16 protein-coding genes are annotated in these 13,668 nt (G+C 56.7%); 14 read left to right on the forward strand and 2 right to left on the reverse strand.

The window, feature by feature from the left end:
- The first annotated feature begins 32 nt into the window (after positions 1-32).
- From MUG96_RS04310 to MUG96_RS04330, 5 genes are all read left to right on the forward strand, one after another.
- Positions 33-419 (forward strand): hypothetical protein, encoded by a 387-nt coding sequence (locus tag MUG96_RS04310; RefSeq protein WP_246986827.1) that lies wholly within the window; start codon positions 33-35, stop codon positions 417-419.
- 486 nt (positions 420-905) lie between these two features.
- Positions 906-1,631, forward strand: a complete 726-nt coding sequence (locus MUG96_RS04315; RefSeq protein WP_246986829.1) for a hypothetical protein — start codon at positions 906-908, stop codon at positions 1,629-1,631.
- Positions 1,615-2,886, forward strand: coding sequence for a DsbA family protein (locus tag MUG96_RS04320; protein WP_246986831.1), 1,272 nt, complete (start codon positions 1,615-1,617; stop codon positions 2,884-2,886). Before MUG96_RS04315 ends, MUG96_RS04320 begins: the two co-directional genes overlap by 17 nt.
- A gap of 313 nt (positions 2,887-3,199) precedes the next feature.
- The gene (locus MUG96_RS04325; RefSeq protein WP_246986833.1) at positions 3,200-3,724 is read left to right on the forward strand and encodes a restriction endonuclease; all 525 of its coding nucleotides are present in this window, start codon (positions 3,200-3,202) and stop codon (positions 3,722-3,724) included.
- A 248-nt stretch (positions 3,725-3,972) separates the two neighbouring features.
- Positions 3,973-5,751, forward strand: a complete 1,779-nt coding sequence (locus MUG96_RS04330) for a hypothetical protein (RefSeq protein ID WP_246986848.1) — start codon at positions 3,973-3,975, stop codon at positions 5,749-5,751.
- A gap of 25 nt (positions 5,752-5,776) precedes the next feature.
- Here MUG96_RS04330 and MUG96_RS04335 read toward each other — a convergent pair whose 3' ends face one another.
- The gene (locus tag MUG96_RS04335) at positions 5,777-6,049 is read right to left on the reverse strand and encodes a DUF2250 domain-containing protein (RefSeq protein WP_246986849.1); all 273 of its coding nucleotides are present in this window, start codon (positions 6,047-6,049) and stop codon (positions 5,777-5,779) included.
- Position 6,050: 1 nt separating this feature from the next.
- Here MUG96_RS04335 and MUG96_RS04340 point away from each other — a divergent pair, with 1 nt between their 5' ends.
- The 5 genes from MUG96_RS04340 to MUG96_RS04360 all read left to right on the forward strand — a co-directional run bounded on the left by MUG96_RS04340 (position 6,051) and on the right by MUG96_RS04360 (position 9,487).
- Positions 6,051-6,713 (forward strand): DUF6735 family protein, encoded by a 663-nt coding sequence (locus MUG96_RS04340; RefSeq protein ID WP_246986850.1) that lies wholly within the window; start codon positions 6,051-6,053, stop codon positions 6,711-6,713.
- Between the two features lie 81 nt (positions 6,714-6,794).
- Entirely contained in the window at positions 6,795-7,742 is a 948-nt protein-coding gene (locus tag MUG96_RS04345; protein ID WP_246986851.1) for an ImmA/IrrE family metallo-endopeptidase, read from the forward strand.
- Positions 7,743-8,056: 314 nt separating this feature from the next.
- Positions 8,057-8,413: a MarR family transcriptional regulator gene (locus tag MUG96_RS04350; RefSeq protein ID WP_246986852.1), complete on the forward strand. Its 357-nt coding sequence runs from the start codon at positions 8,057-8,059 to the stop codon at positions 8,411-8,413.
- Position 8,414: 1 nt separating this feature from the next.
- A complete protein-coding gene (locus MUG96_RS04355) occupies positions 8,415-8,744 on the forward strand; it encodes a type II toxin-antitoxin system PemK/MazF family toxin (protein WP_246986853.1) in 330 nt (109 codons plus the stop codon).
- A 164-nt stretch (positions 8,745-8,908) separates the two neighbouring features.
- Positions 8,909-9,487, forward strand: coding sequence for a hypothetical protein (locus tag MUG96_RS04360; RefSeq protein WP_246986855.1), 579 nt, complete (start codon positions 8,909-8,911; stop codon positions 9,485-9,487).
- Positions 9,488-9,526: 39 nt separating this feature from the next.
- On the opposite strand, the gene MUG96_RS04365 is transcribed toward MUG96_RS04360, so the two are convergent.
- On the reverse strand, positions 9,527-10,006 hold the full coding sequence (locus MUG96_RS04365; RefSeq protein WP_246986856.1) for a hypothetical protein: 480 nt from the start codon (positions 10,004-10,006) through the stop codon (positions 9,527-9,529).
- Positions 10,007-10,425: 419 nt separating this feature from the next.
- On the opposite strand from MUG96_RS04365, the gene MUG96_RS04370 reads away from it, so the two are divergent.
- The 4 genes from MUG96_RS04370 (at position 10,426) to MUG96_RS04385 (ending at position 13,556) form a co-directional block, all read left to right on the forward strand.
- Positions 10,426-11,016 (forward strand): TFIIB-type zinc ribbon-containing protein, encoded by a 591-nt coding sequence (locus MUG96_RS04370; RefSeq protein ID WP_246986857.1) that lies wholly within the window; start codon positions 10,426-10,428, stop codon positions 11,014-11,016.
- Positions 11,017-11,273: 257 nt separating this feature from the next.
- Entirely contained in the window at positions 11,274-11,702 is a 429-nt protein-coding gene (locus tag MUG96_RS04375) for an SWIM zinc finger family protein (RefSeq protein WP_246986858.1), read from the forward strand.
- A 289-nt stretch (positions 11,703-11,991) separates the two neighbouring features.
- Entirely contained in the window at positions 11,992-12,459 is a 468-nt protein-coding gene (locus MUG96_RS04380) for a hypothetical protein (protein WP_246986859.1), read from the forward strand.
- Positions 12,456-13,556, forward strand: a complete 1,101-nt coding sequence (locus MUG96_RS04385; RefSeq protein ID WP_246986860.1) for a tyrosine-type recombinase/integrase — start codon at positions 12,456-12,458, stop codon at positions 13,554-13,556. Before MUG96_RS04380 ends, MUG96_RS04385 begins: the two co-directional genes overlap by 4 nt.
- Positions 13,557-13,668: the final 112 nt, after the last annotated feature.

The following is a 13,668-nucleotide window of genomic DNA, read 5'->3' on the forward strand; positions in this document are numbered from 1 at the left end:
GTTAATCAGTGTAAAGACAACATTGTGACTTAATGAAACGAGAGGAGTTCATTGGAGACGTCGTCCGGCACACAAAGGGAGGCGTCGTCCACTGTCAGGGACACCCACAGATGGGGAAAGTTGACTACGGTTGTCACAATTGCAAGGGGAGTATGGAGGCTGGTGATGGCGTCATCATATCGTACGTCAGAGATCATGAGCGGGGCGATGAGGAGTGGTACCAACGATTCCGATTCTGCGCGAATTGTGACGATGCCCGACGGCTACCACAGGAGGGCCGAAGGGTTGGCAAGGAACAGGCAGTAGTGGAAGGGATTCTGGAACACTTCGAGGGGACTGTTGAGGGGAAATTCTACGATGACGCTGTTCGTCTCATCGACGCTGAAGTGTTGGCATACAGCCCCCGGACCGAAGAGTGAGGGTAATGTCGCGACTCAGCTCTGAGTAGATCAAGCAATATTTGGAAGTGTTCGGTGGTTATCACCGAAAGAATATCCCACGACCAACCTCACCATCGAAAACCGACTCACGAATCAAGATTTTGTTACTATAAGAGTATGTCCGAAAATCAAGGGACACGCAATATTTGCAATCAGCTTTCGATTTCAGATTTTGGATTCGGTCGATATCAATGGTCTAGGCCGACCGAAACCCGGATATAGTATCTGAAAGCCCACAGGCTTTAAATGTCTCTTCCTCCAACACCAATCTGTCTCCGTCCGAACACAACCAGGAGGCCGGGTGAAAGTTTGACGCGGCAGTCCTCAGCAATCCAGAGCGGTGTACAGAATTCCGAAGATAGTACCCTGTCGGGTTACAGCGGGCGCAATGAGGTCATTCTACGGTGGGACCCGCACGGCAAATTCATCCGATTCACCGACGGGAACCGGCTCGCCTCCCACCTGATGGTGAACTATAGCAAGGCAAAGACTGCATTCGAGAATCGTACTGGGCGATTCGACGAGTTGCTTGAGGCTCACCAGACTCTCACAATCACCGGCACGGAAGATGACTTGGATACACTAGAACGGCCAGTGTGGGACGTACTGGACTTTTTCGAGGGGATTGAGAAGGAGTTCCGGTACGTCCCTGACTGGAGTTGGATCTACAACAATGATATGAGCTCTACCGAGCGCCGGGAAAGTCTCGACGACTACACTACCCGACTCGATGAACTCTATGAGGGGGCTGAAATAATCGGTCTGGACCATGTTGAGTTCATACCGCTCGCCAAGGGGCTTCACGACGGGCACTTTGCCGAACTGGTCGAAACGTTCGAGCGATGGGATGTTGACCGGTTCGCCGTCTATGGGACGCAGACCCGGAGTCTCGATAGGCTGGTGAATCGGGTTGACCAGGCCATCGACGTACTTGACCCAGAGGGCGTGCTGGTTATCGGTCGGCAGGCACCTGAGGATGTCGCGGAATTTCCCGACCTGGTCGACGGAGCTGCAGGGTATTGGAACTGGAAAGAGGCGTGTAACCTGACAGCGGACGGCTATTCATCGGAGGACTTTGCGACATGGTTTCACAAGGTCAAGAACGCATTACGGACGGAATGTACCAGCAGACAGATCGGACTGAATTCGGCTACTCAGAAGGAGGTGAGAAGTGATGGGGGACGGAACTGATCCTGACCCACCAATCAGTTCTGGTGGTGGAGACTCCTCAGATGGTGATCAAGAAGACGATGGTACTCGGCCAACCGGACTTGATGACCACACATCTGACGGTGAGACTGGAGAGGTAGACGATACTTCCTCTTCCGACAGCGGTTCTGGGGCTGCAGCCGCAGGAGCAGCGGCTGGAGGGGCTGCTTCTGGAGCGGCCGGTGCCGGAGCGGCAGGAGGTGCAGGAGCAGGAGGTACACCAACATCTACTCCTGAAGAGCCATCGGGCGAGGAATCTGACGATGAGGTGGAGTCTGAACCTGAGATACCCGCCCAACCTGAAACTCCCGAAGAAAACTCTCCTGAAAAGGAACCAGAACAACCGGACCACCTCGAGCCGGAGGAACCTGAGAGGCCTGATGACCACGGACAGGAAGATGAATACGATGACGACGAGGAAGAGCAGGAGGATGACGACGAGGAAGAGCAGGAGGATGAAGACGATGACGAGGACGATGACGACGAAGAAGATCAGGTGGCTCACATAGTAGTCCACTCCGATGCATGGGACAGCATCGCGTGGGGAATCTACCCTATTCGGCTCCAACTCAAGGAGGAGTATGGCGAACAAGTCCAATTCGATGACCGACTGGCCCCTGTCCGTGAGTTCGACTCTCCGGAAGACCGGGCTCAACACTGGGAGAAATGGGAGCCGCGCCACGGAATGCCAGTCAACACCGAGGTCTGGAACGAAGACCCACCTGAGTCGACGAAACTTGCGAACCGAGCATTCGCGGCTGCACGTCAGCAGAGCATCCCATTGGCGAAGCGGTTCATGCGTCGGCTGAGGACGGCAGCTATCATTGAGGGTATGAACATCGAGGACCGCGAGACTCTCCTCAAACTGGCTCAGAACGTCGGGTTGGACACCGACCAACTGGAAGAGGACTGGGAGGGTGTAGATCTCCGACAAAGTTCACGGGGAGTAGAGACACCGAAGACCACCATCCACGTTGATGGCGAGACTGTCACCCAGCCCGGTCTAGTGACGGCCAACGACGTGAAGACTCTCTTGAAGCGAGCAGGGCTGGAGGCCGCTGACCCACAGCCACTCCCAGGATTCGTCGAAAGGCACGGTCCGGTTGCTGTGAAGGAGATCCAGCAGGTGTACGAATATTCACGTGAGGAAGTACTTGACGAACTCCAGAACGTAGAGGAAGTTGTGCCCGTGGAGTACGGTGAAACGACTCTGTGGAGGACGTCTCAATCGGTTTAGCGCCTAAGCGGGAAACGATCTATATCCAGTTAGGTGTGCCAATAACATCTCCGCCCGTAGCCTCCCGGTAGCAAATCACTCCGGTGAACGAAGCGGTCACTCCGACGAATTATAAGAGTTTGAACTATCTTACTCCTTCCTGCGGACAGCATCTCAAGAACTAATTGTATTTTGATATTTACTCCGTTGTAGAGGGATATAATGAACTAACGACTCTGGTCTGAGACGTGATTAAATTGAGCAAAATCGCTCATCTTCCCCTGATATAATTCCTCGACAAAATAAATATATGATATGGAAGTGTCAATATGGTATGGGCTGGACGGAATTACCGTTTGAAGATGGAAAGGAAGTAGACACGCGAAATTGGGACCTTGAAGATGATATTCAGAACGAATTGAGTCCGGAAGAATTTGAATTACTAGTATCCGACACGTGGGAAGATATCAAGGGCTGTAGCACGGAACTGACCCAAGGCTCACGTGACGGTGGTGTCGACGTGATCGCAGAATTCCGGGGCCTGAAATCTTCTGGTATCAGCCCATTCAACTTCGACAAGATAGTCATACAGGCGAAACGTTACAACAGTAGCATTCCGATGAGCGAGATTGAACGGATGGAAGGAGTCCGGCGACGTCACAACGCTGATCAGGCGGTATTTGTCACAGCTTCAGAATATACAGATCCAGCTGAGACCGCTGCAGAAGATCTGGAGATAGAATATGTAGATGGGGATGAACTGGTTAAGATGCTGAACAAGTCTTCGCTAAATCCAGAAGCGTGGATCAGATCCATAAGGATAGTTGATAAGGCACGTGAATTCCACGGTCTCAAGTAACCTTGTTTACCTCCGAATTTTAGGAGTCATTTTCAGCCAGTATTTTTTCAATTCTAAGAATTCACACTCATTGAATATATAGACATTTATTTAGAATACATACCATTCATCAGTACTCTGTTGTAGTCGGGGACACGGACGCAGGTTCACTGTGAAGTCTTTCGATTTTCGCCCGTGAGACTCATCCCGTTCACTTGCCTGTCGAAAGTCTGTGAAGGATTAAGTCCGACTGCCATCGCATATCACCTATGCCCGTGTCCCGTCGGCCGTTCTCTCTCGGGCGGGGCGGAATCGTAGTCGTTGGGACGGGACTCTTCGAGGTGGGTGTCAGACTCCTCCCTGAGACACTCAATGCGGCATTCGGTAAGACACTGGCCGCTGTCCTGGCTTCGGTTACAGTGAACCTCAGTATTCAAAATAGCATTCTGCTCTCTGTTGCCCAGGCGCTGTTCCTGCTCGTCACGTTCTACTTTTTCCTGCCGACGGTCCTGCCGGGAGCGGCCGGGGAACGAGCACGTCAGAACGATCCATTTCGAGTCATCCTCGCGAGTATTGCAACCCTCTTCGCTATCCCGGTCGTGCTCCTCGCGACCGGCGCGTGGACGGCGATCGGCGGCACTGGGGGGCTGTTCGTCACCTACCTCTTCAGTACAGTCGTCATTGCAGTCTTTCTCGTCATCGCCCTGCTGTCGCTCACACAAGCTGAACCACTTCTTGAACCCGAGAGCGATGCCTACGCGGTTATCCGAGCACGCCGAGACGAAACTGCAGACGTCATCCGAGCGGAGTTTGGCCAACTCGATGAAGGGCCGCGATGGTTCGGACACCTCGTTCGCTTCCTGGCGGTGGGCGCTGTCGCCGCGAGTTACATCATCCCGATGATTCTCTTAGGCGTCATCGGCGGCGCACTCAATGCCGTCTTTCCAGTCCTCGAACTGCTGGTTCTCTTCGGCCTCATCTGGGAGGCACGCCAGGACGAATCTACTGACGCCGAGCATCTCGAACTCAGCGAGCTCACCGACGTTGATCAGACCTTTTACGAACAACTATCAATGACGACCCGAGGGATGACCGGCGCTGCGGCCACCCTCGTCTGTGTCCTTGGAGTGCTGACGCCGGTTGCGGCCGTCGCTCTCGTGCTCAGTTCTGGGTACCTCACACCGGCGTATGTGGTCTCGGATTGGAGACTCACAATCGACTATCTCGTCCGGTCGGTAACTGGAACCGTCAGTATCGGCGCGGTGGGCGAGCAGTTCGTGAGCGCTGGCAGCCAGACTGGTGAGTTCCTTGCGCTGCCGATCGCAATCGGGTATGCAACGTGGTTCTGGTATCGAGAGATTCAGCGCCTGCCTGGAACCGTCGCGAGCATGGTCCCGGGCAGCGACAGCGAGGGCGCTGAGGGCCCGTATCCGGTTCGTCCACCGGGAATGTTGCTCCCCGCTGCTGGGCTGGTCTTTGCCTGGAAAATCGAGCTCCTGTACTCGATCGGTGAGCTTCGTCTCGGCTGGCTGCCGGTTGAGCCATCGATGCTTTTCGTGGTTCTGTGGCCACCCCTCGTCATCGTCCATCTCGTCACGTTTCGGCGAACGCTTTCTGGGCAATCGTCAGAACAACCCGATGCCTCCTGGCGGGTGGGTATCCCGCTTTTCGTCTCGTTCTGGAGTACGCTCCTCATTGCCTATTTCATCATCATGCCGATCGGCCGATCCATACTGCTGGCAACCGTTGGGGCGGTCACCGTCGCGTGGCTGTTCTATTACAAGCGATTCGCTCACTGGGCGGAGGCTAACACTCAGCGTGCAGATCTCCTAGTCTCGATGTATGCGCTGAGTCTCACGGGCATCGCCATTGTCGGAACAGTCCTCGAGGCAACACCACCGGTCTTCCTAGCCGTCGCAGCGATTTCGGCGGTGCTCGTTCTGTTTCGGCATGTTTCAGCTGAACCAGCGGAGCCCCCGGAGGTTCCCACTGAAGACCGAGGCGAGCCCTCCAACAAAGCCAGTTCAACCCGAGATCAGGAGCAGTAAGCACTGCTCTCATAGCCGCCGCTCTTCACTGGAGCAGTTCAGATTCTGGGTTGGGCGATACTCTGCTGTCGGAGAAGCCACCAGCGTAAGGCCCGTCGTCGTCCAGCTTCACCTCCTCGTCAAATTCCCGCAGCAATTCTTCAGCCACGGATGTCGTCACGTATTCAGTATGCTTGCGGTGGGTCTCGTCTTTGGGTTTGAGCTTGCGCTCGCTGGCCTTGACCGTACTTCCCTCATAGGTAGGTCTGTTTCTCGCCCCCGAGGGGTGCGGGGCAGCAGATAGTCCCGCGTGACTCACTATGGGACACAGAGCACTTGTCGCATACGAACGACCGGATGGATCGTACAATCTGCACTACAGCCACTGGGGGGCATGTAACCTCAGACTCAAACACGACATCACTCCCGAGACCCCCTTCGGCGGTGACCGTGCCGCAGAGACACACCAGTTGCTCTGTCGGACACTCAGAACCAGCACCGACGAGCAGGCAGTCTCACGGTACGTCCGCGAGGCCAATCTCCTCGCTTCGAAGGTCAACCACGACCCGATGGCGATCGGGCTCACGAAAGACGAGATCGTCACCGAGTACCTGGACTTTCTCCACCACGAGGCGTTCTTCGAAGTCGCGCAGGACTTCGAGGTAACGGCCTACCGCACACACTGGTTCGGGCTCACCTACGACTGTGAGACGGTCACCGACGCGCCCACGGTCGGCAACGGCGCGCTCCGGACGGTGCGGTGGGTCGATGGCGAACCGGTCGGTGACGGCGCTACCCAGGGCGAGTTCCGGGCGCTGAAAGACGTCGTCGGTGACATGGTCGACCGTGGTGTCTTCACACCCGAGCAGGCACAGCAGTATCTCCAACGGAAACTCCGCGAGTGGGTCAGGGATCGGCGTGACCTCATCATTCGGATGGCCGATCGGCGGACGACTCCCGGTCGGGCGTCGGATTCTCGGTAGACCATCTTAGCGAACAGCATGTGGTGGTTTTTGGCCCCATGAGGGGTGCGGGGCCACACACAGTGGTCGCGCTGATCCGAGATGGCTTCGAGCGAATGTACAACGAAGCGATTCGACGACCGCGAGACGCGTGACGAACAGATGCGAGCAACCATCGACGAGTGGGTCGCGGACCTCACCGACCTCGTCGACGATGCACGAGCCAGCGAAGAGTTCCAGGAGTGGCTGGATGTCCAGAGTCGGTTTCACGACTATTCGCATCGGAATACACTCCTGATCAAACAGCAGTGTCCGGAGGCGACGAAGGTTGCTGGCTACCGGACGTGGCAAGAGGAGTTCGACAGACACGTCCAGGAGGGCGAGTCGGCCATCTGGATCTGGGCACCGATCATCACGACGCGGTGTCCCGAATGTGAGAACGCGCCGTCGTATCACGACAAGATCGACTGTGACTACGACGAGACACCACCGGAGGAATGGGACGAGGGCTTGGTCGGATTCAAACCCGCGCCGGTGTTTGACGTCTCCCAGACCGAGGGCGAGCCACTTCCCGAACTCGATACTGACACCCACGGCGATGGGTCCGAGCTGGTCGATGCATTGCAGGCGGCTGCACCGACTCTCGATGTCGAGGTTCGGATCGTCGCTCAGTCCGACTGGTCCCATCCAGGTGCAAAGGGTGTCTGTAGTCAGGCAGTCCAGGACGAGCACCCGGTCGTGAAGGCAACGAACAGAGCAAACAGTGCCGATCTGGCGACGACGTTGATCCACGAGTACGCCCACGCGTTGTTGCACTTTCAGATGGACGACGACAGCGAACGGGCCAAACGCGAGGTCGAAGCTGAAGCAGTGGCGTACGTCGTCGGTCGGTACTTCGGACTCGATACGCGCAATGCGGCGTTCTACCTGGCGGCGTGGGCTGACGACGAGACAGACACCATCACTGACCGACTGCAGCGGATCAGTACGACGGCGACGACGATCATCGACGCAGTCACCGACCAACTGGGGGAACGCAGCACAATGTAGCGGCGGTCACCGTTCTCATGGTTTGAATACTGAGCAGCATTCACAGGCTGCCAAAGTACATTTCCGTGGGTGATTGATTTCGAGACTTCTAGCAAGTCATGCTGCGTTGAAAACGCGCATTCCTCACTGCTTGTGTAGCGAGACCACGGAAACAGACCGGCCGAGACAGATTTTGGAGTACCCTCGATCACTGCGAAGACGGCAGACTGGATCCTGACCGGGGGTATCGTGTCGAGATGACAGGCCAAGATCGGATTCCGACGACGACAAATTTTATGACGATCTCAGACAGACACTGACATAGACTGACGCCAATGCCAATCAAGATCGATTCCAGCGGGGAGGACACGCCACCGGTCAAACCCGGCACGAACGCCCACGAACTGCTCACCGTGTTGCTCGACCATCCAGACATGGGGTTCAGTCCGAAGGAACTGACGGAACTCACCGATGTCCCCCATTCCAGTGTCCACAAGACCCTCTCTCGACTCCAGGAGAAGGACCTCGTTCGGAAGGTCGATTCCTACTGGGCAGTCGCCGAGGACGTCGCGGCCTCGGAGATTGCGAACGTGGTGAGCCTCCAGCAGATCGAGGCCGAGTACGGTGAAGACGCCTACGGCGACGATGACGAGTGGGCTGACGACGCGCCGGATCTGGGAGAGAACGCGTAGGATGGCCTACGCACAGGGCAGTGTCGTCCTCGCACCAGCGACGTTCAAAAGCGGGGTCCGACCGTATCTCGTCGTGTCGAACCGGAACCGACCGTTCTTTGGCGACCGATATACGGTTGCGGTCATCACGTCGACCGAGCGGGAAACGGCAGTCGAACTGACGGCCGATTCGCTCACGGCGGGTGAACTGAAGACATATCCAAGTTACGTGAGTCCGTGGTCGCTGCACGTCTTTCCCCACCAAGAGGTCACCAAGCGCGTGGCGCAGGCCAACGACTCAACCATGACTGCGGTCGCAGACCGAATTCACGAACTGACCCGCGTTCTTTGAGGAATGGATGCTCTGTACTGATCGGATTGAGGGCGAAGGATGGGTCTGAGAACCGTTGTATGACGGCCTAAGCATTCAGCTACGTATCCAACCTGATCGACTCTCGGCCACTTGTGTTTTTGTCTCCCCTCCAGGGGTGGAGGGAGCAATACCCTCCAGCAACGATGAGCTCGGAAGTTCCCGAATCCACGACCGATACGACAGACGCACAGACAGAACCAGACACATCGGTGCCGACGCTGACGGTTGTCTCGACCGGCCCTGCGACGTTCACCCGGCAGGTGAGCGCCGACGGGACGGCGAGTATTCTCGCCGAACACGACAGCGTCACGCTGCATATCGAACGGGAGATCCGGTCGGCTAATGCCTTCGAGTCAGTACTCGATCCCACGTTCAGGGGGAGTGGACCAGCTGTCTGTAAGCCTGTAATTGTCGACGATCTCCTCGCCGACCACGCGATGGATGGCTACCAGCGTGACGGACGTATCGACGACTGGTCGGTCGAACTCACTGGTACAGCCACTGACTGGAAGCAACTGGCCCTTGACCTCGTACCCGACCTCCATCGGTGTGACACAGACGAAGCAGCCGCAGTCGCGCGACTCCGGAACCTCGCAGCGGATGGCATCACGAACGATGGAGCCGTTCTCGCCGCACTCGACCTCGTCGACCAGCACGAGATCGATACCTATCGCAGCCGGCTGACCGAATTGTTGTCGGGCCCGGATGGTGAGACAGACTAACCGATTTCCCGGCACTCGATCCGCTCGTCTTACGCATTATCAGTCGAGTTTCCCCGATTTCGCTAGGAAACTCTTCAGCGCATTCGCATCGATGTCCTCGACGCCTTCTGGCGTACCAGGGATGTGGTTCCCGGTCAGGGGTGTCCATCCGTTATCGTACAAACGGAACGCGTAGTTCGTCTCCTCCCCACTGACTACGACACCTACAGGATCACCACCGTGTAAGTCCCCCGGAAGGGCCCCTTCGTACATCAACCGAATTGTCTCGTCGTCTTCTTTCTCTGTGAACGTCATCCCGAGCGACGAAAGGATACGTTCAACCGGCTCAGCTAACTCATCGCCCTCTAACGCATTCGCTATCTCTACAACGAGGAACGGATCGTGGCGGTTCACAACGAATCCGAGTCCCTCTGCATCACCATCTTCGACGTGTTCTTTCGCCTCATCGAACGACGTTGGAGCATTCGGGTCGATCTCACGGGACTCGGTCGGAGCATGTGGGAATCGGTCGCCGGTCATTGAACTTCTCCCCTCCCAACTTTCGACATGTTTCGATATCTTGTTTGCCCGCTCTTATTGACATCTTCGCCTTTCCGTCGATCTTGCCAGTAGGGGTCGCTCGTTTGTTCCGCTCAACCTGGGCTACTTTACCAGCTTATCGGCGAGGATCTGTACCAGTCCGGCTTCGTCTCGCTCAGCCTCCGGGAACACAGACGCCGGATACTGCTGGAACGTCTGCATCCCTGTCTTGAACGTACCATCAGGACGCGACGGAGACTCTATTCGGTGCAATGCCACCGATAAGCTGCCGCTGACAGGGGTGCCAAATTCCGGACTCCAATATGCACAGTCGAACAAACTTCGCTGCAGTCGCGTGTTGGTTTGTTTGTGGCCCCAGAGGGGTGCGGGGCCACACGCAGTGGTCGCGCTGATTCGAGATGGCAACGAGAGACATTTACACGGATGCATTCGACGAAGAAACGACTGGCGAACTGTCGATCACGGATTGCCCGGACTGTGACAGCACACTCGTCACGGACGCCGGCGAAACGCGCTGTGAATCCTGTGGGTTGGTGATCGAGGCTGCACGACTTGATCGGCGGGGGCCGCGGGTATTCGACGACCAGGATTCGAACCGCAAACGGACGGAACAGCCACTGACAAATACGCGCCACGACCGCGGTCTCCCGACGGAGATCGGTCGTGATCGTGACGCCCGGGGCAACACACTCTCGGCGCGAAAACGACGACAACTGGCGCGGTTGCGACGCGAGCATCGCCGCGGGAGGTGGCAGTCGAAAGCCGAGCGGAATCTGGGGCATGGCTGTCCCGAAATCGCCCGCATGACCGCGGTGCTGGGCCTGGACCGGACCATCCGGGAACAGGTGTCGATGCTATTGGCTGTTGCCCCACATCAGCAGGGGATCGACGTCCAACTGGCTGATTTGGCTGCAGCAGCCGATGTCTGTCCAGCGACGGTCCGGAGGCACCGCGATGTGATTCGTGGGCGGTTCCTGGACACGAAATGAGGGGGTTCTGGTCGCGGGTCCTGCTCGGCACGGCGGGGCGGACGGTCGTCTTGGAGTGTCGTCGGTGTGGAACGCCGGTCGATGGGACGACCGAAACGTGTCCACAGTGTGGGTCGTCGGAGATCGCTCGCTACGAAATTCCCTGATCGCCTGTCTCGTCCGATCAGGGAACTGGCCCGGAATGAACACAGCGGCGACCCCGCAGTGTTTGTGGTGCGCCCGAGGGGTGGGCGCACACAGTCGAGCGCCCTGATCGGATGAATCCCCTCGAACAACTGGAGTTCACGACTCGCGTCGCAAAGCGTGCCCAATACGAAGCCTTCGAGTTCGCCCTCACGCCGAAGGGCGTCAGTGTTCGCAACTGTAGCCACGCGAACCCTGCGGACCACGAATACCTCGTCACGATCTCCGACGGTCTTCCGTCGGCCTGTACGTGCCCGGCAGATGAGCGCTTCGACGGTGCCTGCAAACATCGGATCGCGGTCGCGATACGTGAACCACTCCTCGATGCAGCCCGCGCCGAGCAGATGGCGGCTGATGGTGGGACGGCAACCTCGCCATCGGACGATGGGATGGATATGACTGATCCCGATGCATCCGATAATACCTGTGACTGCTCGGCTCTCTCCGACGACTTCCCGTGCTGGGAGTGTGTCCGAACCGGCCGTCGTTCGCTTCCAGACTGAGTCGCTTCACAGAGATTACTTGTATTTCTGTCCAGTGTCAGCCATCCACCACTGAACAGTCGTTGCTGATCCAACTGCTATCTCTGTTACCGAGCGAACGCAGAGAGTCTGAAATTTCCGTGCACCGGGTGTACGGCTCTCGGAACCGGTATGAGCGGGCATCGAAACCGACACTAGACCGACTTCAGCAACTACTGTAAACTCGTGGGCCTCCACGCTGCTACCGCTGTAACGCACGTTGGTTTTTTCGCGCCGGTAAGGGGTGGCGGCGCGAGCGTCGCCGGTCAGTATGGAACCAACACAATCTCCCGATCCGAACGACAGAATAGGCGTTTTCAAACAACTCGAAGACGTGCCCGCTGCGGTACGCCTTGAGCAGTATGAAACCGAGTACGAAGGTAATGATGTCTGGGGGACATTTCTCGTCACGGAACTGTTTCCGTCACACAACTCCTACCGAACGAAACAGACGGGTCGTTTGGCGGGACGCCGGTGGAAAGACCACATCGAGAACCGGGAGCGACATCATGCACTCGCCCGCCCGGTCGATGTCGAAACGTGGTGTGAACGACTCCTCTCGGACGTGAACACGCGGACAGCGTACAAGACCTATTGGTCGAAGCTCGAACGGTTCTACACGTGGTTGCTCTGGCACACAGAGCATCCCCATCTCTACCATCCGGTCTTGATGGCAGCCGCCCAGTTCGAACACGCTGGCGAAGTGTGGACGACAAAGATCGAGGAGGCAGAAACATGACCGAGGAACCAACTGTCGCCCGCGACGAGGTCGCCGCGGCGTTCGATCGATCGAACGATCCACTCGCGGCCCACGCAGAGACGTTCACGACACTCGATGTAGATCCGTTCGAGGTATTCACTACCGAGTCACTGTCGAGACGAGATGTGACGGACAAGACGGTCAATACCTACCAAATCGCGTTCCGTCACTGGAAGACACACATGGAAGAGAGTGGCCGGCACCCAGCCTGCCCTTCGGAGGAACACGTTGCTGGCTTCATCGATTATCTCTCGACAACCCAGGACAACCATCCACAGACGATCAAAGCAAAGCTTCGTCGGGTGAACGAAGCTTACGAGTTCTGGCAGAGCACCCCGGAATTCCCCCATCCCGGCGATTACAACCCATTCGATGTGGTTCGGCAGCGGGTTTCCTTCGATGATCCCGATCAGAAAGAACTGCCACCGCTCACGCAGGGGGAAATAACGACTGTACTGGAATCGATAACCCACAGACGAGATCAGTTACTAATCCTCCTTCAGCTGAAACTCGGCCTGCGAGCCACGGAACTCTGTAACATTCGTCTGGAGGATCTCTCATTGATGGATTCGACGGTTCAGTCCTACTACTCCGAACTTGGAACACAGGGGACGCTTGAGGGACGACCGAATACGATCTACGTTCCACACGATCGCGACGGGAACAAGTCAGGCCGCCCTCGTGTCCTCCCACTGGATGGAGAGGTTCGTTACTACCTGACGCGGTATCTTTACAGTCGACCTGATGTGGACGCAGGCTGGCTCTTTCTTTCGAAGGAGAATAACAAACAACTCAACCAGGAAGATGTCACGAAGCTTTGGAAGGCAGCGTTTCACCCGATGTATGAGGAAACGAAATATCACCGACCGGTCACGAGCCACTTTGGACGGCACTACTTCACGACGTATTGGCGGGTTGAACAGGAGTTATCGCGCCCCCTGTTGCAATACATGCGGGGCGACTCACCAGGTACTGAGTCAATATCCGACAAGGCCGGTATCGATCACTACATCCATACCTACTATGAGGATATCGAAGAACCGTATCGGAACTGTATCTACGAATTCTTGAGGTAAATCCTGGCGCCCTGCTCGTCTAAAAGGTATAACTGATACTGGACAGGTGACCGCATGGGTGAAGACCACGTTAGATCTTATTGGCAGGTTCTTTGTGGCACGGTGTCGCTTC

Origin of the sequence: Halorientalis marina (assembly GCF_023028345.1) — an archaeon.
GTDB lineage: Archaea > Halobacteriota > Halobacteria > Halobacteriales > Haloarculaceae > Halorientalis > Halorientalis marina.

Coding starts and splice junctions, on each gene's coding strand:
- MUG96_RS04310 (WP_246986827.1), top strand. CDS start 33: ATGAAACGAGAGGAGTTCATTGGAGACGTCGTCCGGCACACAAAGGGA.
- MUG96_RS04315 (WP_246986829.1), top strand. CDS start 906: ATGGTGAACTATAGCAAGGCAAAGACTGCATTCGAGAATCGTACTGGG.
- MUG96_RS04320 (WP_246986831.1), top strand. CDS start 1,615: ATGGGGGACGGAACTGATCCTGACCCACCAATCAGTTCTGGTGGTGGA.
- MUG96_RS04325 (WP_246986833.1), top strand. CDS start 3,200: ATGGGCTGGACGGAATTACCGTTTGAAGATGGAAAGGAAGTAGACACG.
- MUG96_RS04330 (WP_246986848.1), top strand. CDS start 3,973: ATGCCCGTGTCCCGTCGGCCGTTCTCTCTCGGGCGGGGCGGAATCGTA.
- MUG96_RS04340 (WP_246986850.1), top strand. CDS start 6,051: ATGGGACACAGAGCACTTGTCGCATACGAACGACCGGATGGATCGTAC.
- MUG96_RS04345 (WP_246986851.1), top strand. CDS start 6,795: ATGGCTTCGAGCGAATGTACAACGAAGCGATTCGACGACCGCGAGACG.
- MUG96_RS04350 (WP_246986852.1), top strand. CDS start 8,057: ATGCCAATCAAGATCGATTCCAGCGGGGAGGACACGCCACCGGTCAAA.
- MUG96_RS04355 (WP_246986853.1), top strand. CDS start 8,415: ATGGCCTACGCACAGGGCAGTGTCGTCCTCGCACCAGCGACGTTCAAA.
- MUG96_RS04360 (WP_246986855.1), top strand. CDS start 8,909: ATGAGCTCGGAAGTTCCCGAATCCACGACCGATACGACAGACGCACAG.
- MUG96_RS04365 (WP_246986856.1), bottom strand. CDS start 10,006: ATGACCGGCGACCGATTCCCACATGCTCCGACCGAGTCCCGTGAGATC.
- MUG96_RS04370 (WP_246986857.1), top strand. CDS start 10,426: ATGGCAACGAGAGACATTTACACGGATGCATTCGACGAAGAAACGACT.
- MUG96_RS04375 (WP_246986858.1), top strand. CDS start 11,274: ATGAATCCCCTCGAACAACTGGAGTTCACGACTCGCGTCGCAAAGCGT.
- MUG96_RS04380 (WP_246986859.1), top strand. CDS start 11,992: ATGGAACCAACACAATCTCCCGATCCGAACGACAGAATAGGCGTTTTC.
- MUG96_RS04385 (WP_246986860.1), top strand. CDS start 12,456: ATGACCGAGGAACCAACTGTCGCCCGCGACGAGGTCGCCGCGGCGTTC.